Genomic DNA, 24,106 nt, shown 5'->3' on the forward strand with positions numbered 1-24,106 from the left:
CTTAGAACGTCTGGCCGAGGGAGAATTGGAAAATCTGGGTTTCAGCGTTATCCGGTTTCTTGATCGGCATGGCCAGAGCAAAGCTCAATGGGCCAAGCGCGGTCACCCATGTCACACCCACACCCACGGAGCTCGCCAGGTTGCTGAGGCTCACGTCGTTGCACTGGGTGTTCGACACAGAACCAGGTTTAGGGTTTTGAACTTGTTCGCACTTGGAGTCGAACACGTTACCCACATCCCAGAAGACCGAAGTACGCAGGGATCGCTGGTCCTTGACGAATGGCAGCGGGAACAGAATCTCCGCACCACCTTGAATCAGAACGTTACCACCGAATGGCAGGGGATCGTTGTCCGAGTCAAGCAGGGTACCCTGGTTACCGGTTTTGTCGAAGCCACGGCTCGGCGTACCGCGAGGGCCCAGGGTGCTGTCCTTGAAGCCACGCACCGAGTTGAAACCACCAGCATAGTAGTTCTCGTAGAACGGCAAGCCATTGGTCGAACCATAACCGTCGCCATAACCCAGCTCAGTGTGCAGACGCATGGTGTAGTTATCGCTCAACGGCTGGAACAACTGACCACGGTAGTCGAGCTTGAAGAACGACAGGTCGCTGCCCGGCGTAGTCACTTCTGCTGTGAGGCTCTGGGAGTGACCACGGGTCGCCAGCACGCCTTTGTTCAGGGTCGATTCCGACCAACCGGCCGAAGCCTTGAAGTTCAGGAACTGGTCACCCTCTTTACGCACGAAGTCGAAGATTTCGTCCACGGTGTACACACCGGTCTTGATCTTGTCTTGTTGCGCGGTCAGGCCGAAGGTCAGACGCGACGTCTCGCTGATCGGGTAACCGATGTTGACACCGGCGCCGAGGCTGTCGATCGCATAGCTTGCAACGTCAACGTCGAGGTCTTTGTAGTCGGTGGTGCGGTAGAAGGCGTTGTAGCCCAGGCTCACACCGTCAGCAGTCCAGTAGGGGTCGACATAACCGAAGTTATAGCGGCTCTGGTATTCGCTTCGGGTCAGGCCGATGGAAACCTTGTTACCGGTACCGAGGAAGTTGTTCTGAGTGATCGAGCCGCCGAGGATCAGACCGGCGCTCTGTGCGAAACCAACGCTGGCGGTGATCGAACCCGACGCTTGTTCTTCAACGGCGTAGTTCACATCAACCTGGTCATCAACGCCCGGTACGGCCGGGGTTTCGACGTTGACTTCTTTGAAGAAGCCCAGGCGCTCAAGACGAGTCTTGGACTGGTCGATCAGGTAAGTCGACGCCCAGCCACCTTCCATTTGACGCATCTCACGACGCAGCACTTCGTCCGCAGACTTGGTGTTGCCACGGAAGTTGATGCGGTTCACGTAGGCGCGCTTGCCCGGGTCAACGACGAAGGTGATGTCCACAGTGTGGTCATCATCGTGCGGAGTCGGTACGCCGTTGACGTTGGCGAAGGTATAGCCTTCGTTACCCAGACGACGGGTAATCAGCTCGGACGTGGTGGTCATCAGCTTGCGCGAGAACACTTGGTTTTTCTGTACCAGCAACAGCGCCTTGACCTGGTCTTCAGGTACTTTCAGGTCGCCGCTGAGTTTCACGTCACGAACGGTGTACTTCTCGCCTTCGTTGACGTTGACAGTAATGTAGACGTGCTTCTTGTCCGGGGTGATGGACACCTGGGTCGAAGCGATATCCATGTTGATATAGCCACGGTCCAGGTAGTAGGAGCGCAGACGTTCCAGGTCACCCGACAGTTTTTCACGGGCGTACTTGTCATCGTTCTTGAAGAACGACAACCAGTTGGTGGTCTTGAGTTCGAACAGGTCGATCAGGTCGTCATCAGCAAACTTGGTGTTACCCACCACGTTGATGTGCTGAATTGCCGCCACCGTGCCTTCGTTGATCTTGACCTTGAGGCCAACACGGTTACGAGGCTGCGGGATCACTTCTGTTTCCACGGTCGCGGAATAGCGGCCCTGGGCAACGTACTGACGTTGCAATTCGTTACGCACACCTTCAAGGGTGGCGCGCTGGAAGATCTCGCCCTCGGCAAGGCCGGATTGCTTGAGACCCTTCATCAAGTCTTCAGTGGAGATCGCTTTGTTACCTTCGATCTCGATACTGGCGACAGAAGGTCGCTCGACGACAGTGATGACCAGGACGTTGCCTTCGCGACCCAGTTGGATATCTTGAAAGAACCCGGTTTTGAACAGCGCACGAGTGGACTCCACCAGGCGACGATCATCCGCCTGTTCCCCGACGTTCAACGGCAAGGCACCAAAGACGCTTCCCGCGGAAACCCGCTGGAGGCCGTTGACGCGAATATCGGAGATAGTGAAGGACTCGGCGTGAACTTCGGCGATCATCAATACGGTGAGAACCGCAGTTAGCAGCAGACGTTTCATGAAGTCCTTTCTTATTCCAACTGGCAATAAACAAACTGCCGCAAAATGCGGCAGATTCGCAATTCAGCGAAGCGTTACAGTCGTCCCAGATCGTTGACCAGAGCTAACAACATCACTCCGACCACCAAACTGATACCGATCTGTATCCCCCAACCCTGCACCCGATCCGACAAGGGGCGACCACGCACCCACTCGACCAGATAAAACAACAGATGCCCCCCATCCAATACTGGAATGGGCAGCAAATTCAGAACTCCAAGGCTAATACTCAGATAAGCCAGGAAATTCAGGAAATCCGCGACACCCGACTGGGCAGAAGCGCCCGCCACTTTAGCAATGGTTATCGGTCCACTCAAGTTTTTTACCGAGAGCTCGCCGAACAACATTTTCTTGAGCGATTCGAGCGTCAGCACACTCATGGTCCAAGTGCGTTTTGCACCCTCGCCAATTGCCGCCAAAGGCCCGAAGCTCACCTCGCGCACCATCGATGGCGGCCACTCGACACCTTTTACCCCCGCACCGAGGTAACCCCCGGCCGCCTTGGCTTCCCCGCGAACAGCCAGGGTCACAGGGACGTCGATTTGAGCACCATCGCGCTCAACTTTCAGCACAATTTTGGTATCAGGCCGTACACGCACCAGATCCACCACTTGCTGCCAGTCGCCCAGCGCCTGACCATCCAGCGCCAACAGGCGATCGCCGGTTTTCAGACCTGCGGCCTGCGCCGGGCCTTTCGGGTCCAGCTCGGCGAGCACCGGCGGCAGGGCCGGACGCCACGGACGAATGCCCAGAGACTTGATCGGATCAGGCTCTTCTGCGCCTTTGAGCCAATGGTCCAGGGACAATTCACGCGGCGTCTCGGCGGTGGAATCCTGCTCGCGCACCACCACATTAATAGTGCCGCTCTCGCCCATGCGGCGAACCAACTGCAAATTGACAGCGCCCCAGCCGGTGGTGGGCTCGCCATCAATGGAAACAATTTCCTGCCCAGCGATCAGCCCGGCCTTGGCCGCCATGCTGTCTGCTTCAACTGCGCCGATGACCGGGCGCACCTGCTGGCTGCCCATCATGGCCAGGACCCAGAAGAACACGATTGCCAAGAGGAAATTGGCGATCGGGCCGGCTGCGACAATGGCGATACGCTGACGAACGGTCTTACGGTTGAAGGATTGGTCCAACTGATCGACAGGTACCTCGCCTTCACGCTCGTCGAGCATCTTGACGTAGCCGCCCAGCGGAATGGCCGCAATCACGAATTCAGTGCCCCGACGGTCGTGCCAACGCAACAGCGGCATGCCGAAACCGACGGAAAAGCGCAGCACCTTGACGCCGCAACGACGCGCGACCCAAAAGTGGCCGAATTCGTGAAAGGTTACCAGCACACCCAGAGCAACCAGGGTGCCGACAATCATGTAGAGCGCACTCATCTAATTTCTCCGCATTCCAATCCAGTGCCTGAAGACTCAAACCTGCCCACAGACTAACGCGCGTTGCGGTTCAACCACTGCTGGGCCAGGGCCCGGGCCTTTGTATCGGCCTCGAACACTGCACCCAAATCATCCACTGCCACAACGGGCTCAAGACTCAAAACGTCCTCGATGATACTCGCGATCTGCGGAAAGCGAATACGCCCCTCAAGAAACGCCGCCACCGCCACCTCGTTGGCCGCATTGAGCACGGCCGGCGCACTGTTGCCCGCCTCTGCCGCTTGCCGGGCCAGACGCAGGCACGGGAAGCGCTGCTCGTCGGGCGCTTCGAAGTCCAGGCGGGCAATGGCAAACAGGTCCAACGGCGCAACGCCGGAATCAATCCGCTCCGGCCAGGCCAGTGCATTGGCAATTGGCGTACGCATATCGGGGTTGCCCAACTGGGCCAGAACCGAACCATCGACATAGTCGACCAAAGAATGAATCACACTCTGCGGGTGAATCACCACCTCGACCTGATCAGGCCGCGCATCGAACAACCAGCACGCCTCGATCAACTCAAGGCCTTTGTTCATCATGCTCGCCGAATCCACGGAGATTTTTCGCCCCATCGACCAGTTTGGGTGTGCACACGCCTGATCAGGCGAGACATGCTCAAGATCAGCCAGCGGAGTTTGTCGGAAAGGGCCACCGGAAGCCGTCAGGAGAATCCGCCGCACGCCAACCTGGCTCAGGCCTCGGGCAAAATCACCGGGCATGCACTGGAAGATCGCATTGTGTTCGCTGTCCAGAGGCAGCAGCACGGCGCCACTCTTGCGCACAGCCTGCATAAAGAGCGTGCCGGACATCACCAGCGCCTCTTTATTGGCCAGCAGGATCTTTTTGCCGGCATCGACCGCGGCCAGTGTCGGGCGCAACCCTGCCGCGCCAACAATGGCGGCCACCACAGTGTCGACTTCGGCATCAGCCGAGACCTGGCACAAGCCCTCCTCGCCCACCAATACGTGGGTCGCAAGGCCTGCAGACCTCAATTGGTCCTGCAAGCCGCGCGCTACCGACACCTCTGGCACAACGGCGAATCTAGGCGTATGACGCACGCACAAGGCCAGCAACTCATTCAAGCGAGAGAAGCCGGTTAGCGCAAATACCTGATAACGATCTGGATGGCGAGCGATCACATCCAGCGTACTGAGCCCGACCGAGCCGGTCGCGCCCAGCACGGTCACCTGTTGCAGGCGGCTCACGAAGCCGCCATCCACAACAGCACGGCGAAGATGGGAATGGCAGCGGTAAGGCTGTCGATTCGATCCAGCACGCCGCCATGACCCGGCAGCAGGTTGCTGCTGTCCTTGATTCCGGCCTGGCGCTTGAACATGCTTTCGGTGAGGTCACCCACCACGGAGATGAACACCACAACGGCAGTGCCCAGCAAAGCCAGAAGAATTTCCTTGACCGACCAGTCGCGCACCACGCCGACAACCAGCGTGATCACCAACGTCAATGCCAAGCCACCGTAAACACCTTCCCAGCTCTTGCCCGGGCTGACGGCGGGCGCCAACTTGCGCTTGCCGAACGCCCGGCCGGAGAAGTAGGCACCAATGTCAGCACCCCACACCAGGACCATCACCGCCATGATCAGCCAGTTGCCCATCGGCGAATTCTTGATTTCAACCAGCCCTTGCCAGGCCGGCAGCAAAATCAGAAGACCAATCACCAACTTGCTGGCCACGCTGGACCATTGGCCGCTGGTGCGCGGGTAGGTCAGCACCAGGAAGGTCGCGAGCGCCCACCACAGCACCGCTGCCCCCAACACCCAAGGCACGACAATGCTCGAAAGCGTATGCATGAGAAACAGCAACAGCGCCACCACAGCGGCGTAAACCACGCGAGGCAACTGCTCGTTGAAACCGGCCAGGCGTGCCCACTCCCAAGCACCCAGGGTAACGACCAGGCCGATAAACAGCGCAAAGCCGGAACCGTCGAGCAGAAAAAAACCACACAAGGCAATCGGCAGCAGGATCAGTGCTGTGATGATTCGTTGTTTAAGCATTTAAACCCGGGCTCCAGCTTCGATCTGCTCGCTCGTTTTACCGAAGCGACGCTGACGGGAAGCGAAATCGGCCAGCGCATTGCGCATGGCATCGTGTTTGAAGTCCGGCCAGAACAGGTCGGAGAAGTACAGCTCGGTGTAGGCCAGCTGCCACAGCAGGAAATTGCTGATGCGGTGCTCACCACCGGTACGGATGCACAAGTCCGGCAACGGCAGATCACCGGTTACCAGGCAGGTTTGCAACAATTCGGGCGTAATGTCGTCGGGCCGCAGATGCCCGGCCTGCACTTCGCGGGCAAGCCGCTGTGCAGCCTGGGCGATATCCCACTGGCCACCGTAGTTGGCTGCAATCTGCAGCACAAAACGGTTGGAGCCGGCGGTGATAGCCTCGGCTTCGCGCATGGCCGCTTGCAGTTCCGGATGGAACCGCGAGCGATCACCAATGATGCGCAGGCTGATGTTGTTGTCGTTGAGGCGCTTGGCCTCACGACGCAACGCCTTGAAGAACAGGTCCATCAAGGCGCTGACTTCTTCGGCGGGCCGTTGCCAGTTCTCGCTGGAGAAGGCAAACAGAGTCAACACCTCGACCTTGGCCTCGGCACACACTTCAATAACAGCGCGCACCGCATCGACACCCGCCTTATGCCCGGCGACACCCGGCATAAAGCGTTTTTTCGCCCAGCGATTATTCCCATCCATGATGATCGCGACATGGCGCGGCACCACGGAGGGCACAGTCTGCTTGGTCTTTTCCATGAAGGCGTCCTGACCCCTTATACGGCCATCAGGTCCTTTTCTTTCTCTTCCGTGGCCTTGGTGATCTGGGCCTCGGCGTCTTTGGTCAGTTTGTCGATTTCAGCAACGGCGCGACGCTCTTCGTCCTCGCTGATTTCTTTGTCCTTGACCAGTTTCTTGAGGTCGCCCAACGCATCACGACGAATGTTGCGCACGGCAACACGTGCATCTTCAGCAGCGCTGCGCGCCTGCTTGGTGAAGCCCTTGCGGGTCTCTTCATTCAGGGCAGGCATGGAGATCAGCAACAACTCGCCCAGGTTGGTCGGGTTGAGGTTCAGGCCGGCGCTCTGGATGGCTTTGTCGACGGCTGCGAGCATGTTGCGCTCGAAGGCCACGACTTGCAGGGTGCGCGAGTCTTTTACAGTGATGTTGGCGACCTGGGTAATGGAGGTGTCAGTGCCGTAGTACGGCACCATCACGCTGCCCAGGATGCTTGGGTGTGCCTTACCGGTACGAATCTGGCCAAAAGCATGGGCCAGAGACTCCAGGGATTTGTGCATACGCTCTTGAGCGTCTTTCTTAATTTCGTTGATCATTGTTGGCCTTCCTCGATCAGAGTCCCTTCCGCGCCGCCGTGTACGATGTTCAGCAGGGCGCCGGGCTTGTTCATGTTAAATACGCGCAGTGGCATCTTGTGGTCACGGCACAGGCAAATAGCCGTCAGGTCCATCACGCCCAGCTTGCGATCCAGTACTTCATCGTAGGTCAGATGATCGAACTTCTCGGCATGCGGGTCCTTGAATGGGTCTGCGGTGTAGACACCGTCCACCTTGGTGGCCTTGAGCACGACGTCGGCATCGATTTCGATGGCGCGCAGGCAGGCAGCCGAATCCGTGGTGAAGAACGGGTTGCCGGTACCGGCAGCAAAGATCACTACTTCTTTGGCGTTCAGGTGACGCATGGCTTTGCGACGATCATAGTGATCGGTCACGCCAACCATGGAAATAGCCGACATCACGATCGCCGAGATATTGGCACGCTCCAGGGCGTCACGCATTGCCAGGGCGTTCATCACAGTGGCCAGCATGCCCATGTGGTCGCCAGTTACCCGGTCCATGCCGGCCGCACTCAGCGCCGCACCACGGAACAGGTTACCACCGCCAATCACCAGGCCGACCTGAACACCGATACCGACCAATTGGCCGACTTCCAGCGCCATGCGGTCGAGCACCTTGGGATCGATCCCGAACTCTTCCGAGCCCATCAGGGCCTCGCCGCTAAGCTTGAGTAGAATGCGTTTATAGCGAGCCTGATAACCACTGCCCTGCTGAGCCATTGCGAATCTCTCCTGCGGCGTATTTTTTAAAAATTCTTGGCGAGCCGTTTACGGCTTGCGTTCACTCTAGCTGGGCGCTGTCTCAGCGCCATCGGAACACGGCTTTGTAAGCCAGTTCCGAGAGGAAACCAAATAAAAATTGGCCTTCCCATTTGAAAAGAGGCTGCGCGCGTGAGCGGGCAGCCTCTTTCGGGCGACAGTTGAAAACCGTCTTATTGCTTGGCGGCAGCCAGCTGGGCAGCAACTTCTTCAGCGAAGTTGTCGACCGGCTTCTCGATGCCTTCGCCTACTTTGTAGTAAGTGAAGGAAACGATTTCAGCACCGGCTTTCTTGGCCAGTTCGCCAACCTTGATTTCAGGGTTCTTGACGAACGCCTGCTCAACCAGGCTCGCTTCAGCCAGGAACTTGCTGATACGGCCTTTGATCATGTTTTCAACGATGTTTTCTGGCTTGCCGGCGATCTTGTCAGCGTTCAGGCTCAGGAACACAGCTTTTTCGCGCTCGATTGCGTCAGCAGACACTTCCGATGGCAGCAGGAACTCTGGGTTGCTGGCCGCTACGTGCATAGCGATGTCTTTGGCCAGCTCAACGTCGCCGCCTTTAAGGGCAACCACAACGCCGATTTTGTTACCGTGCAGGTAACCGCCAACCACATCACCTTCGATGCGCGCCAGACGACGGATGTTGACGTTTTCGCCAACCTTGCCGACCAGTACCAGACGAGCAGCTTCTTGAGCTTCGATCAACGGCTCAACAGTGGTCAGTTTGTCGGCGAACGCTTTTTCAACGCTAGCAGCAACAAATGCCTTGAAGTCGTCTTGCAGAGCCAGGAAGTCGGTCTGCGAGTTCACTTCCAGCAGAACAGCGGACTTACCGTCTTCTTTCAGAGCGATAGCGCCTTCAGCAGCTACGTTGCCTGCTTTCTTGGCAGCCTTGATGGCGCCGGAAGCACGCATGTCATCAATGGCTTTTTCGATGTCGCCGCCGGCCTTGGTCAAGGCCTTTTTGCAATCCATCATGCCTTCGCCGGTGCGCTCACGCAGTTCTTTAACCAACGCTGCAGTAATCTCTGCCATTTCAAAATCCTCTTGGATAGGTTTTCAACCATTCCACCCGATCAAACGGGCGATCAATTCTTCCCGAATCACCCTTGTAGGCCGCTGCACGTTACAGAAGATGTAGCTGCGCTGCCGACAAATGGTTTTCGAGGTGGCAAAAAGGGGGCCAAGCCCCCTTTTTGCTTACTGAGTCAACGCCAGGGCGTCAGTTACTCAGCGGCAGCTACCGGAGCTTCTTCAACGAACTGCTCGGTACCACCAGCAACGTGGTTGCGACCACGGATTACAGCGTCAGCCATCGAACCCATGTACAGCTGGATAGCGCGGATTGCGTCATCGTTGCCTGGGATGATGTAGTCAACGCCTTCCGGGCTGCTGTTGGTATCGACTACGCCGATAACAGGGATGCCCAGCTTGTTGGCTTCGGTGATCGCAATGCGCTCGTGATCAACGTCGATAACGAACAGTGCGTCAGGCAGACCGCCCATGTCCTTGATACCACCCAGGGAACGATCGAGCTTTTCCAGGTCGCGAGTGCGCATCAGCGCCTCTTTCTTGGTCAGCTTGGCGAAAGTACCGTCTTCGGCTTGCACTTCAAGGTCACGCAGACGCTTGATGGAAGCACGGATGGTTTTGAAGTTGGTCAGCATGCCGCCCAACCAGCGGTGATCGACGTACGGCGAACCGCAACGTGCTGCTTCTTCAGCAACGATCTTGCCAGCGGAACGCTTGGTGCCGACGAACAGAATCTTGTTTTTGCCCTGGGCCAGACGCTCTACGAAAGTCAGCGCTTCGTTGAACATTGGCAGGGTTTTTTCAAGGTTGATAATGTGGATCTTGTTACGCGCGCCGAAAATGTATTTACCCATTTTCGGGTTCCAGTAACGGGTCTGGTGACCGAAGTGCACACCGGCCTTCAGCATATCGCGCATGTTGACTTGGGACATGATAGTTCCTTAATAAGTCGGGTTTGGCCTCCACGTATCCCAATGACCAACCAGCGGCATTCGCCTCCGGCACCCAGGTCATCGTGTCGACACGTGTGTGGATTTAAGCTTTGCGGGGTATCCCCGGAAAGCGGCGCATTTTATACCACACGAAGGACAAAAACGAAACCCGCAATCACATTTGCCGTGATCGGCTTTTGCGTAAGCCTTTGAATAGAGCCAACATGCCCCTACCTTATAGAGAGAAGCGATCGTCAGACGCTCATGGTTTGCCGCCCGCGTCTGGTAGAATCGCGTTTTTTGGGGCTTGTGCGAATTCTGCAACCTTTTGTCGCACGCCCGTAAACCGTATTGATTTCAGCGCGTCGCGCTAGAGAGAGCCTGTATGACCGTTACCTTGAAAACCGCCGAAGACATCGCAGGCATGCGCGTTGCCGGCAAACTGGCTGCCGACGTGCTGGAAATGATTGCCGAGCACGTCAAGCCAGGCGTAACCACCGAAGCCCTGGACCGTATCTGCCACGACTATATTGTCAACGTGCAAAAAGCCATCCCTGCGCCGCTGAACTACAAGGGCTTCCCCAAGTCCATCTGCACCTCGATCAACCACGTGGTCTGCCATGGCATTCCAGGCGACAAGCCGTTGAAAGACGGCGACACCCTGAACATCGACGTGACCGTGATCAAAGACGGCTACCACGGCGACACCAGCCGCATGTTCCACGTCGGCACCGTGCCGGTCTGGGCCGAGCGCCTGTCGCAGGTCACCCAGGAATGCATGTACAAGGCCATCGAAATCGTTAAACCCGGCTGCCGCCTGGGCGATATCGGTGAAGTGATCCAGAAGCACGCTGAAAAGAACGGCTTCTCGGTGGTCCGCGAATTCTGTGGCCATGGCATCGGCAAAGTATTCCACGAAGAACCGCAGATCCTGCATTACGGTCGCGCCGGCACCGGCATGGAACTCAAGGCGGGCATGACCTTCACCATCGAGCCGATGATCAACCAGGGCAAGGCCGACACCAAGGTGCTGGGCGACGGCTGGACCGCCATCACCAAGGACCGCAAGCTCTCGGCACAGTGGGAACATACCCTGCTGGTCACCGAAACCGGCTACGAGATCTTCACCTTGCGCGCAGACGACACGATTCCACGCGTTTCGGCGTAAAGGTTGCTTTGGTTTTCCCCCAACGGTGTTGTGACTGACTGATAGATAGAAAGGAAAGCCGATCGATGCCCCAGGTGGATCCCGAACTCTTCGACCGTGGCCAGTTCCAGGCTGAACTGGCCTTGAAGGCAAGCCCCATCTTCGCCTTCAAGAAGGCTATTCGCCAGGCCCGCGAAGTGCTGGATGCGCGCTTTCGCAGTGGCCGGGACATTCGTCGACTGATCGAGGACCGCGCCTGGTTCGTCGACAACATCCTGCAAAAGGCCTGGGAACAGTTCAACTGGAGTGAAGACGCCGATATCGCCCTGGTGGCCGTCGGCGGCTACGGTCGCGGTGAGCTGCATCCCTACTCCGACATCGACCTGCTGATCCTGCTGGACAGCGCCGATCATGAGATCTTTCGCGATTCCATCGAGCGCTTTCTGACACTGTTGTGGGACATCGGCCTGGAAGTCGGCCAGAGCGTTCGTTCTGTAGACGAATGCGCCGAAGAGGCGCGCGCCGACCTCACCGTCATTACCAACTTGATGGAAAGCCGCACCATTGCCGGCCCCGAGCGCCTGCGCAAGCGCATGCTGGAAGTCACCAGCACCGCGCATATGTGGCCGAGCAAGGAATTCTTCCTGGCCAAGCGCGCCGAGCAGAAGGCCCGGCACCACAAGTACAACGACACCGAATACAACCTGGAACCCAACGTCAAAGGCTCACCGGGCGGACTGCGCGATATCCAGACCATTTTGTGGGTCGCGCGTCGCCAATACGGCACCCTGAACCTGCGCGCCCTGGCCGGCGAAGGCTTTCTGGTCGAGAGCGAAAACGCCCTGCTGGCCTCGTCCCAGGAGTTCCTGTGGAAAGTGCGCTACGCCCTGCACATGCTCGCCGGCCGCTCCGAAGACCGCCTGCTGTTCGACCACCAGCGCTCCATCGCCACCCTCCTGGGGTTCGAGGGCGAGGACGCGAAGACCAGCATCGAAAGCTTCATGCAGCAGTACTACCGGGTGGTCATGAGCATCGCCCAGCTCAGCGACCTGATCATCCAGCACTTCGAAGAAGTGATCCTGGCGCCCGAAGACGAAGCACCGCCGCAGCCGATCAACTCGCGCTTCCAACTGCACGACGGCTACATCGAGGCGCGCAACGACAACGTGTTCCGCCGCACCCCGTTCGCCATGCTGGAAATCTTCGTGCTGATGGCCCAGCAGCCGGAAATCAAAGGCGTGCGCGCCGACACCATCCGCTTACTGCGGGAAAACCGTCATCTGATCGATGATGACTTTCGCAATGACATCCGCAACACCAGCCTGTTTATCGAGCTGTTCAAGTGCAAAATCGGCATCCACCGCAACCTGCGGCGCATGAACCGGTACGGCATCCTCGGGCGTTACCTGCCGGAGTTCGGCTTTATCGTCGGGCAGATGCAGCACGACCTGTTCCACATCTACACCGTAGACGCCCATACCCTGAACCTGATCAAACACCTGCGTAAGTTGCAGTACACCCAGGTGTCAGAGAAATTCCCGCTGGCCAGCAAGCTCATGGCTAAGCTGCCCAAGCCGGAACTGATCTACCTGGCCGGCCTGTACCACGACATCGGCAAGGGCCGGCATGGCGACCACTCGGAGATCGGCGCAGTCGATGCCGAGGCGTTCTGCCAGCGCCATCAACTGCCGCTGTGGGACAGCCGCCTGATCGTCTGGCTGGTACAGAACCACCTGGTGATGTCGACCACCGCCCAGCGCAAGGATTTGTCCGACCCGCAGGTAATCCACGACTTCGCCGGCATCGTCGGTGATGAAACCCGTCTCGACTATCTCTACGTGCTGACCGTCTCCGACATCAATGCCACCAACCCGACATTGTGGAACTCCTGGCGTGCCAGCCTGCTGCGCCAGCTCTACACCGAGACCAAACGCGCGCTGCGCCGCGGCCTGGAAAACCCGGTAGACCGCGAAGAGCAGATCCGCCGCACCCAAAGCGCGGCCCTGGATATCCTGGTGCGCGGCGGCAATGACCCGGACGACGTCGAACAGCTGTGGTCGCAACTGGGTGACGATTACTTCTTGCGCCACACCGCCGGCGACGTGGCCTGGCACAGTGACGCGATCCTGCAGCAGCCCGCCGATGGTGGCCCGCTGGTACTGATCAAAGAAACCACCCAGCGCGAATTCGAAGGCGGCACGCAGATCTTCATCTATGCGCCCGACCAGCACGACTTCTTCGCCGTGACCGTGGCGGCCATGGACCAGTTGAACCTGAACATCCATGACGCGCGGGTCATCACCTCGAGCAGCCAGTTCACCCTCGACACCTACATCGTGCTCGACACCGACGGCGACTCCATCGGCGATAACCCGGTGCGCGTGAAAAAGATCCGCGAAGGCCTGACCGAAGCACTGCGTAACCCGGACGATTACCCGACGATCATCCAGCGTCGGGTACCGCGTCAGCTCAAGCACTTTGCCTTTGCGCCTCAGGTGACCATTTCCAACGACGCCCAGCGCCCGGTGACCGTGCTGGAACTCAGCGCGCCGGATCGCCCCGGCTTGCTGGCGCGCATCGGCGGGATTTTCCTGGAGTTCGACCTGTCGTTGCAGAACGCCAAGATTGCGACCCTCGGCGAGCGCGTGGAGGACGTGTTCTTCATTACCGACGCCGACAACCAGCCGCTGTCCGACCCTGAACTGTGCCGACGCTTGCAGGCTGCGATCGTGCAGCAACTGAGCGTGACCCAGGAGCCCGGTGTCGAGCTGACGCGCCTGACTATTTGAACACCTGTTATCACTGTGTGGGCGCACTGGTGTGGGAACGGGCTTGCTCGCGAATTCAGTGGGTCAGGTACACATGGATTGACTGATGCACCGCATTCGCGAGCAAGCCCGCTCCCACATTTGAATGGCTTTGCCCGGCAGAACGCACGCTTACAACCGAATTGAATGAGACTTGCGATGAACAACGCCCTGAACCAGCTGCAGCCCTACCCGTTCGAGAAACTGCGCGCCCTGCTCGGCAGCGTCACGCCGAACCCGGACAAACGCCCGATTGCGCTGTCCATCGGTGAGCCCAAGCACACATCGCCGGAATTCGTTGCCAAGGCGCTGGCTGACAACCTCGACCAAATGGCCGTGTACCCCACGACGCTGGGCATCCCGGCATTGCGCGAGGCCATCGGCGCCTGGTGCGAACGCCGTTTCAACGTGCCCAAGGGTTGGCTGGACCCGGCGCGCAATATCCTGCCGGTCAACGGCACCCGTGAAGCGCTGTTTGCCTTCACCCAGACCGTGGTCAACCGCGCTGACGACGCATTGGTAGTAAGCCCGAACCCGTTCTACCAGATCTACGAAGGCGCCGCGTTCCTGGCCGGCGCTAAGCCGCATTACTTGCCGTGCCTGGACGCCAACGGTTTCAACCCGGACTTTGACGCCGTGTCGCCGGACATCTGGAAACGCTGCCAGATCCTGTTCCTGTGCTCGCCGGGCAACCCCACCGGAGCGCTGATTCCGGTCGACACCCTGAAAAAGCTTATCGCCCTGGCCGACGAGTACGACTTCGTCATCGCCGCCGACGAGTGCTACAGCGAGTTGTACTTCGACGAACAAACCCCGCCGCCCGGCCTGCTCAGCGCCTGCGTCGAGCTCGGCCGTCAGGACTTCAAACGCTGCGTGGTCTTTCACAGCCTGTCCAAGCGCTCCAACCTGCCGGGCCTGCGCTCGGGCTTTGTGGCCGGCGATGCCGACATCCTCAAGGCCTTCCTGCTGTACCGCACCTACCATGGCTGCGCGATGCCGGTGCAAACCCAACGGGCGAGCATCGCGGCCTGGCAGGATGAAGCCCACGTGCTGGCCAACCGTGACCTGTACCGCGAGAAGTTTGACGCCGTGCTGGCCATTCTCAAGCCGGTGCTGGACGTACAAAGCCCGGACGGCGGGTTTTACCTGTGGCCGAACGTGAATGGCGACGACGCTGCGTTCTGCCGTGACTTGTTCGTGGAAGAACACGTGACCGTGGTGCCAGGTTCGTACCTGTCCCGGGACGTGGACGGCGTCAACCCAGGCGCCGGGCGCGTGCGCATGGCGCTGGTTGCACCGTTGGCGGAGTGTGTTGAAGCGGCGGAGCGCATTCGCGACTTCATTCAGCGCCGCCGCTGACGCTCCTGGGTCATTTCACATGACCCAGGTTCGCCTCGCTCATGTCCAGATCCGCCAGCACTTCGCGCAAAACGTCATCACCAATCTGGTGATGACGGCTCAAGCTGTACAACTCCAACCGCTGCGCTCGCAGGGCCTTGAGGCGTAATTTACGCTCCAGCTGGTCCATCTGCAGCGCCAGCGCCTGCGCGTCGGCGGAGTCATTGAACACTTCCAACTGATGGCGATATTCCGACATCAGCCGCGCCTTGAGCTCAGCCGCCAGCGCGGCCTGAGCGGCGTCCGAGGTTTCGGTTTCGGCGGGTTCTTCCGCTTCAAGGGCATGGATCGCCGCCACGGCGGTCTTTTTCCACGCCTCGCGCACTTCGTTATGACGCTTTTCATCGGGACTTTGCTCGATGCCGCGCAACAGCAACGGCAGCGCGATGCAAGCGGCGATCAGCGATAGCAGAATCACCCCGGCAGCGATGAAAATCAGCAAGTCGCGCTCGGGGAAGGCCGCGCCCGGCGCCAGTAGCAGGGGCACCGACATCACACCGGCCAGGGTCACCGCACCGCGTACGCCGCCGACCGTCAATAGCCAGCAGGAGCGCGCGGTCGGCACCATGGTCAGTTCGCTTTTGCCCCGCAGGCGTCGCAGTAAACCCGACAGGCGCCAGATGCTCTGCACCCAGATAAAGCGCAACACCACCAGCACCACAAAGATCGCAATCACGTCCAGGCAGCGATACAGCAGGGTGGGCCACAACGTTGTCTCATGGCTGACCACCGCCTTGATGATGTCCGGCAGTTGCAGGCCCAACAGCAGGAAGATCAGGCCATTGAAGGCAAACTCCAGCAGCGACCAGACACTGCGGTTAAGCAAGCGCGTGCTGGTCTGGCGCGGCAACAGGTCGAGCCAGCTTTGCATCATGCCCGCCGCCACCGCCGAGAGAATGCCCGATGCGCCCAGGCGCTCCGCCAATACATAGGCCGCAAACGGCAACAGCAACATGAACACCACATGCGTAGCCGGGTCATCCCAACCGCGCGCGATCATCCAGGCGCGCAAACGGCCCACCAGCCAGCTCAGCGCCACGCCAACCGCCAAGCCTCCCACGGCGACCAGCACAAAAGTCAGGCTGGCATCCGCCAGGGAAAACACGCCGGTCAGCGCCGCCGCCAGGGCGAACTTGAAGGTCACCAGACCCGAGGCATCATTCATCAACGCTTCGCCCTGAAGCATGTGCATCAACGGCTTGGGCAGACGATTCTGGGCAATGGCCGACACCGCCACGGCATCCGTCGGCGATAAAACCGCCGCCAGGGCGAAGGCCACCGGCAATGGGATCGTAGGCAATATCCAATGAATGAAATACCCGGCGCCCACCACGGTGAACAGCACCAGCCCCACCGCCAACGTCAGAATCGGGCCACGCAATCGCCAGAACTCGCGCTTGGGCATGCGCCATCCATCGGAGAACAACAGCGGTGGCAGGAACAGAAACAGAAACAACTCAGGGTCCAGCGCCACATGCAGCCCGAGGGTGGGCCAGGCCAGCAAGGCGCCGGCGGCGATCTGCACCAGGGGCAACGGCAGAGGAATGATGCGCCCGACCAGGCGCGAAACGCTGACCAGCATCAGCAGGATAAGAACGGTGTAGGCGGTTTGCATAAAGCGGGTTTCCCGGACAATCGACTTGCAACGACACCCATCAGGCAACAACTGGCCGTTGAAGTGCCATATTACTCGGCTATGTTAACCAGCCATGTTACGCGGCCATGGCGCGCCGTGGCTTCTGCACAAAAGTCGCACGGCGCCATCAGCAAGCATGACGAGCGGCACCCAAACCTGCTGGTCATGGCATAATCCGTGACCTTTCGTTTCTACTTGGTCCAAAGGGGGGCAATTCCTTGACCGCTTCAAGCAAAACGTTGCACCTTTTCGGCATCAAAGCCTGCGACACCATGAAAAAAGCGCGCACCTGGCTCGATGAGCACGCTGTGAGCTATGAGTTTCACGACTACAAAACGGCCGGTATCGACCGCGAACACTTGACCCAATGGTGCAACGAGCACGGTTGGCAGGTGGTTTTGAACCGTGCGGGCACCACCTTTCGCAAACTCGAAGACGAACGCAAAGCCGATCTCGATCAGTCGAAAGCCATTGAATTGATGCTCGCACAACCCTCGATGATCAAGCGCCCGGTGCTCGATCTCGGTGACAGAACCCTGATTGGCTTCAAGCCAGATAGTTATTCGGCGGCCCTCAAGTAGGCCAGCCTTCCATTTTTGTAGAGGTAACAGCATGTCCAATTCCCTGTTCAGCCTGGGCTTCGGCGTCGGCACTCAGAACCGCCAAGGTGCTTGGCTGGAAGTGTTTTACGCACAACCGTTGCTCAATCCATCGGCCGAGATCGTCGCAGCCATTGCGCCGATCCTGGGCTACACCGAAGGCAACCAGGCCATCACCTTCACCGTCTCCCAGGCGTTGCAACTGGCTGACGCGCTCAAAGGCGTCGACGCTGCTCAAGCCGCCCTGCTGAGCCGTCTGGCTGAAAGCCACACTCCGCTGGTCGCGACCCTGCTGGCCGAAGACGCTGCACTGACCTCCACGCCTGAGGCTTACCTCAAGCTGCACCTGCTGTCGCACCGCCTGGTCAAGCCGCACGGCCTGAGCCTGGCCGGCGTGTTCCCGCAACTGCCGAACGTGGCATGGACCAGCCAGGGCGCCATCGACATCAGCGAACTGGCCGAACGCCAACTGGAAGCACGCCTGCGTGGCGACCTGCTGGAAGTGTTCTCGGTGGACAAGTTCCCGAAAATGACCGACTACGTGGTCCCGGCCGGCGTGCGTATCGCTGACGCCGCGCGTATCCGCCTGGGCGCCTATGTGGGCGAAGGCACTACCGTGATGCACGAAGGTTTCGTCAACTTCAACGCCGGCACCGAAGGCCCGGGCATGATCGAAGGCCGCGTCTCCGCTGGCGTGTTCGTCGGCAAGGGCTCGGACCTGGGCGGCGGTTGCTCCACAATGGGCACCCTGTCGGGCGGCGGCAACATCGTGATCAAGGTTGGCGAAGGCTGCCTGATCGGCGCCAACGCCGGTATCGGTATCCCGTTGGGCGACCGCAATACCGTGGAGTCGGGCCTGTACGTCACCGCCGGCACCAAAGTCGCGCTGCTGGACGAGCAGAACCAGCTGGTCAAAGTGGTCAAGGCGCGCGAGCTGGCCGGCCAACCGGACCTGCTGTTCCGCCGTAACTCCGAGACCGGTGCCGTGGAGTGCAAAACCCACAAATCGGCCATCGAACTGAACGAAGCGCTGCACGCTCACAACTAAGCAGCCACTCGATGCCACTAGCGGGTCGCGCCTCCGGGTCGGCCCGCTTATACGAGTCTTGAACACCATGCTTGTGCCCTCTCCCTGGCGCGCCGACTTTCCGGCCATCGCCACCCTGCAACGGCAAGACCAGACCTACCTGGACAACGCCGCCACCACGCAAAAACCCCAGGCCCTGTTGGATGCCATCAGCCATTACTACGCCAATGGCGCAGCCAATGTGCACCGAGCCCAACATTTGCCGGGCGCCCATGCGACCCAGGCGTTTGAAGACAGTCGCAGCAAGGTCGCGCAGTGGCTTAACGCAGGTGACAGCGGGCAAATCATCTTTACCCACGGCGCAACCTCTGCGCTGAACCTCCTGGCCTATGGCCTTGAGCACTTATTCAATGCGGGCGATGAAATTGTTATCAGCGCCCTCGAACACCACGCCAACCTGCTGCCCTGGCAGCAACTGGCCAAACGTCGCGCGCTCACGCTGGTGGTGTTGCCACTGGGTGACGACGGCGTGATTGACCTGCACGCTGCCGCCGAATTGATCGGCCCGCGCACGCGCGTGCTGGCGGTGAGCCAGCTTTCCAATGTGCTTGGCACCTGGCAGCCCTTGGACGCCTTGCTGGCGATGGGGCGGGCACACGGCGCGCTGACCGTGGTCGATGGTGCCCAGGGCATCGTGCATGGCCGCCATGACGTGCAGGCGCTGGGGTGCGACTTCTACGTGTTTTCCAGCCACAAACTGTATGGCCCGGACGGCGTCGGCGTGCTGTTTGGCCGCCACGAAGCCCTGCATCACTTGCGCCACTGGCAGTTCGGCGGCGAGATGGTGCAACAGGCGGACTACCACAGCGCCAGTTTCCGCCCTGCCCCGCTGGGTTTTGAAGCCGGTACGCCACCGATCGCCAGCGTGATCGGCCTGGGTGCCAGCCTGGATTACCTGAGCTCGCTGGACCCGCACGCCGTGGTCGCCCATGAAGCGGCGCTGCACGACTACCTGCTGCGCGGCCTCCAGGCACGCAATGGCATCCGCGTGTTGGGATCGCCTCACGTAGCTTTGGCCAGCTTTGTGGTGGAAGGCATACACAACGCCGACCTCGCCCACCTGCTGACCGAACAGGGCATTGCCGTGCGCGCCGGCCACCATTGCGCGATGCCGTTGCTCAAGGCAATGCACTTGTCGGGGGCGATCCGCGTGTCCCTGGCGCTGTACAACGACTCCGATGACCTGGAGCGCTTCTTTGAAGCGCTCGACCAGGCGCTGGATATGTTGCGATGAGCTTGCCGGCCGAAGCCGCCGCAGCCCTGCACGCCTTTCAGGCGGTCGGCAGTTGGGAGCAGCGCGCGCGGATGCTGATGCAATGGGGCGAGCGCCTGCCAGCCTTGGCGGATGAGGACAAAGTCGACGCCAACCTGGTGCAGGGCTGCGAAAGCCTAGTGTGGTTGGTGGGGCGCATTGAGAATGGCCATTGGCAGTTCGCCGCCAGCAGCGATGCGCGCATGATTCGTGGGTTGGTGGCGTTGCTGCTGGCGCGGGTCAATGGCTTATCTGCGGCGCAGTTGCAGGCCGTTGACCTGGCCGACTGGTTTGCCCAGCTTGGCCTGTCACGGCAGTTGTCGCCGTCGCGCAGTAACGGCCTCAACGCAGTTCTGCTACGCATGCGAGACCTGAGCCTTACACAAAACTGAATGTGGGAGCGGGCTTGCTCGCGAAGGCGGTGGTTCAGTCATTGATGGATTGACTGACACTCTGCCTTCGCGAGCAAGCCCGCTCCCATATTTCGGTCTATGTTCGGCTGTAGGATTTAGCTGGCTTTAACCCGCTCCGAAGGCCTGCGCACCCCCGCCACAATTTTGTCCACCGCCTTGGTGGCCGCGACCATGCCAAAGGTCGCCGTCACCATCATCACCGCGCCAAACCCGCCGGCGCAGTCCAGCTTCACCCCATCCCCAACAAAACTTTTTTGCAGACAAATGCTGCCGTCCGGCTTGGGATAGCGCAGCTGCTCGGTAGAAAACACGCACGGCACGCTGTAATGGCGGGTCACGGTGCGGGAGAAACCGTAATCGCGGCGCAACGTGGAGCGCACCTTCGAGGCCAGTGGGTCATTAAAGGTGCGGTTCAGGTCGCACACCTGGATCAGCGTCGGGTCGATCTGCCCGCCGGCGCCGCCGGTGGTGATGATCTGGATCTTGCGGCGCTTGCACCAGGCAATCAGCGCAGCCTTGGCGTTGACGGCGTCGATGCAGTCGATCACGCAATCGATAGTCGGCGTGATGTACTCGGCCATGGTGTCGCGGGTCACGAAGTCCGCCACCGCATGCACGGTGCAATCGGGGTTGATAGCGCGCAGGCGCTCGGCCATGACTTCGACCTTGGGCTTGCCCACGGTGCTGTCCAGCGCGTGCAACTGGCGGTTGCTGTTGCTGACGCAGACGTCGTCCAGGTCAAACAGCGAAATCTCGCCCACCCCGCAACGGGCCATGGCTTCCGCCGCCCACGAGCCTACGCCGCCGACGCCGACGATCGCCACATGGGCCGCTTTCAAGCGTTCCAGGCCTTCAATGCCATACAAGCGGGCGACGCCTGCAAACCGCGGATCTTCTGTGCTCATGACCATTACCCCAAAAACCGGCGCGCATTATGGACTACGTAGCGACAAGTTCGAAGCTTCCAGCTACAAGTAAAGAACTTAGGTGAACATTCGCGGACTAACGTCCGGCTTTTCTCTGTCTTCTGTACGCTCGGGGAAAGGCCAGTGTAGGATGCGCGCCGTTCGGCGTAAGCCGACACCTCTTTTCGTTCCACACCCTTTGGAACCCGAAATAGCCATGTCATCGCGTAAATTTGGACTCAACCTGGTGGTGGTGCTGGCAATTGCCGCGCTGTTCACCGGTTTCTGGGCGCTGATCAACCGCCCGGTCACCACACCCAACTGGCCTGAACAGATCTCCGGGTTCTCCTACTCGCCGTTCCAGCAAGGCCAGTTCCCGCAGAAAGACCAGTACCCAAGCGACGAAGAAATGCGTCGTGACCTCGAGATCATGAGCAAGCTGACGGACAACATCCGTACCTACTCGGTCGACGGCACCCTGGGCGACATCCCCAAGCTGGCAGAAGAGTTCGGCCTGCGCGTGACGCTGGGCATCTGGATCAGCCCGGACCTTGCGCGTAACGAACGCGAGATCCAGCGGGCCATCGAACTGGCCAACAGCTCACGCAGCGTCGTGCGCGTGGTGGTCGGTAACGAAGCGTTGTTCCGTGAAGAAATCACCCCGGAGGCGCTGATTGCGCTGCTCGACCGCGTGCGCGCCGCCGTGAAAGTGCCGGTAACGACGTCCGAGCAATGGCACATTTGGGAAAAGAACCCGCAACTGGCCAAGCACGTCGACCTTATCGCCGCGCACATCCTGCCGTTCTGGGAATTTATTCCGATGGACAAGGCCGGCCAATACGTACTCGACCGCGCCCGGGATCTGAAGAAACTGTTCCCGAAAAAGCCGCTGCTGCTGTCGGAGGTTGGCTGGCCGAGTAACGGCCGCATGCGCGGGGGCAATGAAACCTCGCCCGCCGACCAGGCGATTTACCTGCGTACGCTGGTCAACAAGCTCAACCGCCAGGGCTACAACTACTTCGTGATCGAGGCGTTCGATCAGCCGTGGAAAGTCAGCGACGAAGGCTCGGCCGGCGCCTATTGGGGCGTGTACAACGCCGCGCGCCAGCAGAAATTCAACTTTGAAGGCCCGGTGGTCGCGATCCCGCAATGGCGCGTGCTGGCCATCGGCTCGGTGGTGCTTGCACTGCTGTCGCTGACCTTGCTGATGATCGACGGCTCGGCCCTGCGCCAGCGTGGCCGTACGTTCCTGACCTTTATCGCGTTCCTGTGCGGCTCGGTCCTGGTGTGGATCGGCTACGACTACAGCCAGCAATACAGCACCTGGTTCAGCGTGACCGTGGGGATCTTGTTGGCACTGGGCGCCCTCGGTGTGTTTATCGTGTTGCTGACCGAAGCCCACGAACTGGCGGAAGCGGTGTGGACGCACAAGCGCCGGCGTGAATTCCTGCCGGTGGAAGGCGATTCGGACTACCGCCCGAAAGTGTCGATTCATGTGCCGTGCTACAACGAGCCGCCGGAGATGGTCAAACAGACCCTCGACGCCCTCGCCGCCCTCGATTACCCGGACTATGAAGTCCTGATCATCGACAACAACACCAAGGACCCGGCTGTATGGGAACCGGTGCGCGACTACTGCGAAACCCTCGGGCCGCGCTTCAAGTTCTTCCACGTCTCGCCCCTGGCCGGTTTCAAGGGCGGCGCGCTGAACTACCTGATCCCGCACACCGCCAAGGACGCCGAAGTGATCGCGGTGATCGACTCGGACTACTGCGTGTCGCCGAACTGGCTCAAGCACATGGTGCCGCACTTCGCCGACCCGAAAATCGCCGTGGTGCAGTCGCCGCAGGATTACCGCGACCAGAACGAAAGCACCTTCAAGAAGCTCTGCTACGCGGAATACAAAGGCTTCTTCCATATCGGCATGGTCACCCGTAACGACCGCGACGCGATCATCCAGCACGGCACCATGACCATGACCCGTCGCTCGGTGCTCGAAGAACTCGGCTGGGCTGACTGGTGCATCTGCGAAGACGCCGAACTGGGCCTGCGCGTATTCGAGAAAGGCCTGTCGGCGGCGTATTACCACGACAGCTACGGCAAAGGCTTGATGCCCGATACCTTTATCGACTTCAAGAAGCAGCGTTTCCGCTGGGCCTATGGCGCGATCCAGATCATCAAGCGCCACACCGCCAGCCTGCTGCGCGGCAAGGGCACCGAGCTGACCCGTGGCCAGCGCTACCACTTCCTTGCAGGCTGGTTGCCGTGGGTAGCGGACGGCATGAACATCTTCTTCACCGTTGGCGCCTTGTTGTGGTCGGCGGCGATGATCATCGTGCCAACGCGGGTTGATCCGCCGCTGCTGATTTTCGCGATTCCGCCGTTGGCGCTGTTCGTGTTCAAAGTGGGCAAGATCATTTTCCTCTACCGCCGTGCGGTGGGTGTGAACTTGAAAGATGCGTTCTGCGCGGCGCTGGCCGGCCTGGCGTTGTCGCACACCATCGCCAAGGCGGTGTTGTACGGCTTCTTCACCACCAGTATTCCGTTCTTTCGTACCCCGAAAAACGCGGATAACCACGGCTTCTGGGTAGCGATTTCCGAAGCTCGCGAAGAAATGTTCATCATGCTGCTGTTGTGGGGCGCGGCGCTGGGGATCTACCTGGTGCAGGGCCTGCCGAGCAATGACATACGCTTCTGGGTGGTGATGCTGCTGGTACAGTCGCTGCCGTATGTGGCGGCGCTGATCATGGCGTTCCTCTCGTCGCTGCCAAAACCTGCGCCGAAGGTTGAGCCGGCAACGGCTGAGTAAAAACTTGCGCAATGCACTAAACGGCGGCCCTTGGCCGCCGTTTTGCTATAAGATAACGGCCGTTTTGTGAGACTTGGCCACGCCCTGCTTTCTGTGGGAGCTGGCTTG

19 protein-coding genes are annotated in these 24,106 nt (G+C 59.8%); 8 read left to right on the forward strand and 11 right to left on the reverse strand.

The window, feature by feature from the left end; all coding sequences use genetic code 11:
- Position 1: 1 nt before the first annotated feature.
- The 9 genes from bamA to rpsB form a co-directional block, all read right to left on the reverse strand.
- Positions 2-2,392 (reverse strand): outer membrane protein assembly factor BamA, encoded by a 2,391-nt coding sequence (bamA, locus tag AC19YS_RS24745; RefSeq protein WP_200623531.1) that lies wholly within the window; start codon positions 2,390-2,392, stop codon positions 2-4.
- A gap of 74 nt (positions 2,393-2,466) precedes the next feature.
- Complete coding sequence (gene rseP, locus AC19YS_RS24750) at positions 2,467-3,819, reverse strand: sigma E protease regulator RseP (RefSeq protein ID WP_119738754.1); 1,353 nt, start codon at positions 3,817-3,819, stop codon at positions 2,467-2,469.
- A 53-nt stretch (positions 3,820-3,872) separates the two neighbouring features.
- The gene (gene ispC, locus AC19YS_RS24755) at positions 3,873-5,063 is read right to left on the reverse strand and encodes a 1-deoxy-D-xylulose-5-phosphate reductoisomerase (protein ID WP_200623530.1); all 1,191 of its coding nucleotides are present in this window, start codon (positions 5,061-5,063) and stop codon (positions 3,873-3,875) included.
- Positions 5,060-5,869 carry a phosphatidate cytidylyltransferase gene (locus AC19YS_RS24760; protein WP_169368374.1) on the reverse strand — a complete coding sequence of 270 codons (810 nt, stop codon included), beginning with the start codon at positions 5,867-5,869 and terminating at the stop codon, positions 5,060-5,062. Before AC19YS_RS24760 ends, ispC begins: the two co-directional genes overlap by 4 nt.
- Positions 5,870-6,625, reverse strand: a complete 756-nt coding sequence (uppS, locus tag AC19YS_RS24765) for a polyprenyl diphosphate synthase (protein ID WP_017137143.1) — start codon at positions 6,623-6,625, stop codon at positions 5,870-5,872.
- Between the two features lie 17 nt (positions 6,626-6,642).
- Positions 6,643-7,200, reverse strand: a complete 558-nt coding sequence (gene frr, locus AC19YS_RS24770) for a ribosome recycling factor (protein ID WP_500602825.1) — start codon at positions 7,198-7,200, stop codon at positions 6,643-6,645.
- On the reverse strand, positions 7,197-7,940 hold the full coding sequence (pyrH, locus tag AC19YS_RS24775) for a UMP kinase (protein WP_003172271.1): 744 nt from the start codon (positions 7,938-7,940) through the stop codon (positions 7,197-7,199). Before pyrH ends, frr begins: the two co-directional genes overlap by 4 nt.
- A 212-nt stretch (positions 7,941-8,152) precedes the next feature.
- Positions 8,153-9,016, reverse strand: a complete 864-nt coding sequence (gene tsf / locus AC19YS_RS24780) for a translation elongation factor Ts (RefSeq protein ID WP_083359812.1) — start codon at positions 9,014-9,016, stop codon at positions 8,153-8,155.
- A gap of 191 nt (positions 9,017-9,207) precedes the next feature.
- A complete protein-coding gene (gene rpsB, locus AC19YS_RS24785) occupies positions 9,208-9,945 on the reverse strand; it encodes a 30S ribosomal protein S2 (RefSeq protein WP_003219330.1) in 738 nt (245 codons plus the stop codon).
- Positions 9,946-10,330: 385 nt separating this feature from the next.
- On the opposite strand from rpsB, the gene map reads away from it, so the two are divergent.
- From map to dapC, 3 genes are all read left to right on the forward strand, one after another.
- A complete protein-coding gene (gene map / locus AC19YS_RS24790; RefSeq protein WP_106577170.1) occupies positions 10,331-11,113 on the forward strand; it encodes a type I methionyl aminopeptidase in 783 nt (260 codons plus the stop codon).
- A 65-nt stretch (positions 11,114-11,178) separates the two neighbouring features.
- Positions 11,179-13,881 (forward strand): [protein-PII] uridylyltransferase, encoded by a 2,703-nt coding sequence (locus AC19YS_RS24795; protein ID WP_106577171.1) that lies wholly within the window; start codon positions 11,179-11,181, stop codon positions 13,879-13,881.
- Between the two features lie 177 nt (positions 13,882-14,058).
- Positions 14,059-15,258 carry a succinyldiaminopimelate transaminase gene (gene dapC, locus AC19YS_RS24800; RefSeq protein WP_500602826.1) on the forward strand — a complete coding sequence of 400 codons (1,200 nt, stop codon included), beginning with the start codon at positions 14,059-14,061 and terminating at the stop codon, positions 15,256-15,258.
- Between the two features lie 10 nt (positions 15,259-15,268).
- On the opposite strand, the gene AC19YS_RS24805 is transcribed toward dapC, so the two are convergent.
- Entirely contained in the window at positions 15,269-16,912 is a 1,644-nt protein-coding gene (locus AC19YS_RS24805) for a Na+/H+ antiporter (protein ID WP_106577173.1), read from the reverse strand.
- 293 nt (positions 16,913-17,205) lie between these two features.
- Between AC19YS_RS24805 and AC19YS_RS24810 the strand changes: the two genes are divergently transcribed.
- From AC19YS_RS24810 to AC19YS_RS24825, 4 genes are all read left to right on the forward strand, one after another.
- On the forward strand, positions 17,206-17,514 hold the full coding sequence (locus AC19YS_RS24810; RefSeq protein ID WP_231982825.1) for an arsenate reductase: 309 nt from the start codon (positions 17,206-17,208) through the stop codon (positions 17,512-17,514).
- A gap of 31 nt (positions 17,515-17,545) precedes the next feature.
- A complete protein-coding gene (gene dapD, locus AC19YS_RS24815) occupies positions 17,546-18,580 on the forward strand; it encodes a 2,3,4,5-tetrahydropyridine-2,6-dicarboxylate N-succinyltransferase (protein WP_106577174.1) in 1,035 nt (344 codons plus the stop codon).
- Between the two features lie 67 nt (positions 18,581-18,647).
- On the forward strand, positions 18,648-19,853 hold the full coding sequence (locus AC19YS_RS24820) for an aminotransferase class V-fold PLP-dependent enzyme (protein ID WP_500602827.1): 1,206 nt from the start codon (positions 18,648-18,650) through the stop codon (positions 19,851-19,853).
- Positions 19,850-20,263 (forward strand): SufE family protein, encoded by a 414-nt coding sequence (locus AC19YS_RS24825; RefSeq protein ID WP_500602828.1) that lies wholly within the window; start codon positions 19,850-19,852, stop codon positions 20,261-20,263. Before AC19YS_RS24820 ends, AC19YS_RS24825 begins: the two co-directional genes overlap by 4 nt.
- A 116-nt stretch (positions 20,264-20,379) precedes the next feature.
- On the opposite strand, the gene tcdA is transcribed toward AC19YS_RS24825, so the two are convergent.
- Positions 20,380-21,189 (reverse strand): tRNA cyclic N6-threonylcarbamoyladenosine(37) synthase TcdA, encoded by an 810-nt coding sequence (gene tcdA, locus AC19YS_RS24830; protein WP_372239289.1) that lies wholly within the window; start codon positions 21,187-21,189, stop codon positions 20,380-20,382.
- Positions 21,190-21,406: 217 nt separating this feature from the next.
- On the opposite strand from tcdA, the gene AC19YS_RS24835 reads away from it, so the two are divergent.
- Positions 21,407-23,998 carry a glycosyltransferase gene (locus tag AC19YS_RS24835; protein ID WP_119738737.1) on the forward strand — a complete coding sequence of 864 codons (2,592 nt, stop codon included), beginning with the start codon at positions 21,407-21,409 and terminating at the stop codon, positions 23,996-23,998.
- The last annotated feature ends 108 nt before the right edge of the window (positions 23,999-24,106 follow it).

It is taken from the genome of Pseudomonas sp. MF08831, from assembly GCF_059862645.1.

Coding starts and splice junctions, on each gene's coding strand:
- AC19YS_RS24835 (WP_119738737.1), top strand. CDS start 21,407: ATGTCATCGCGTAAATTTGGACTCAACCTGGTGGTGGTGCTGGCAATT.
- pyrH (WP_003172271.1), bottom strand. CDS start 7,940: ATGGCTCAGCAGGGCAGTGGTTATCAGGCTCGCTATAAACGCATTCTA.
- AC19YS_RS24820 (WP_500602827.1), top strand. CDS start 18,648: ATGCTTGTGCCCTCTCCCTGGCGCGCCGACTTTCCGGCCATCGCCACC.
- AC19YS_RS24795 (WP_106577171.1), top strand. CDS start 11,179: ATGCCCCAGGTGGATCCCGAACTCTTCGACCGTGGCCAGTTCCAGGCT.
- AC19YS_RS24825 (WP_500602828.1), top strand. CDS start 19,850: ATGAGCTTGCCGGCCGAAGCCGCCGCAGCCCTGCACGCCTTTCAGGCG.
- bamA (WP_200623531.1), bottom strand. CDS start 2,392: ATGAAACGTCTGCTGCTAACTGCGGTTCTCACCGTATTGATGATCGCC.
- frr (WP_500602825.1), bottom strand. CDS start 7,200: ATGATCAACGAAATTAAGAAAGACGCTCAAGAGCGTATGCACAAATCC.
- AC19YS_RS24805 (WP_106577173.1), bottom strand. CDS start 16,912: ATGCAAACCGCCTACACCGTTCTTATCCTGCTGATGCTGGTCAGCGTT.
- dapD (WP_106577174.1), top strand. CDS start 17,546: ATGTCCAATTCCCTGTTCAGCCTGGGCTTCGGCGTCGGCACTCAGAAC.
- rpsB (WP_003219330.1), bottom strand. CDS start 9,945: ATGTCCCAAGTCAACATGCGCGATATGCTGAAGGCCGGTGTGCACTTC.
- tsf (WP_083359812.1), bottom strand. CDS start 9,016: ATGGCAGAGATTACTGCAGCGTTGGTTAAAGAACTGCGTGAGCGCACC.
- rseP (WP_119738754.1), bottom strand. CDS start 3,819: ATGAGTGCGCTCTACATGATTGTCGGCACCCTGGTTGCTCTGGGTGTG.
- dapC (WP_500602826.1), top strand. CDS start 14,059: ATGAACAACGCCCTGAACCAGCTGCAGCCCTACCCGTTCGAGAAACTG.
- uppS (WP_017137143.1), bottom strand. CDS start 6,625: ATGGAAAAGACCAAGCAGACTGTGCCCTCCGTGGTGCCGCGCCATGTC.
- map (WP_106577170.1), top strand. CDS start 10,331: ATGACCGTTACCTTGAAAACCGCCGAAGACATCGCAGGCATGCGCGTT.
- AC19YS_RS24810 (WP_231982825.1), top strand. CDS start 17,206: ATGAAAAAAGCGCGCACCTGGCTCGATGAGCACGCTGTGAGCTATGAG.
- tcdA (WP_372239289.1), bottom strand. CDS start 21,189: ATGAGCACAGAAGATCCGCGGTTTGCAGGCGTCGCCCGCTTGTATGGC.
- AC19YS_RS24760 (WP_169368374.1), bottom strand. CDS start 5,869: ATGCTTAAACAACGAATCATCACAGCACTGATCCTGCTGCCGATTGCC.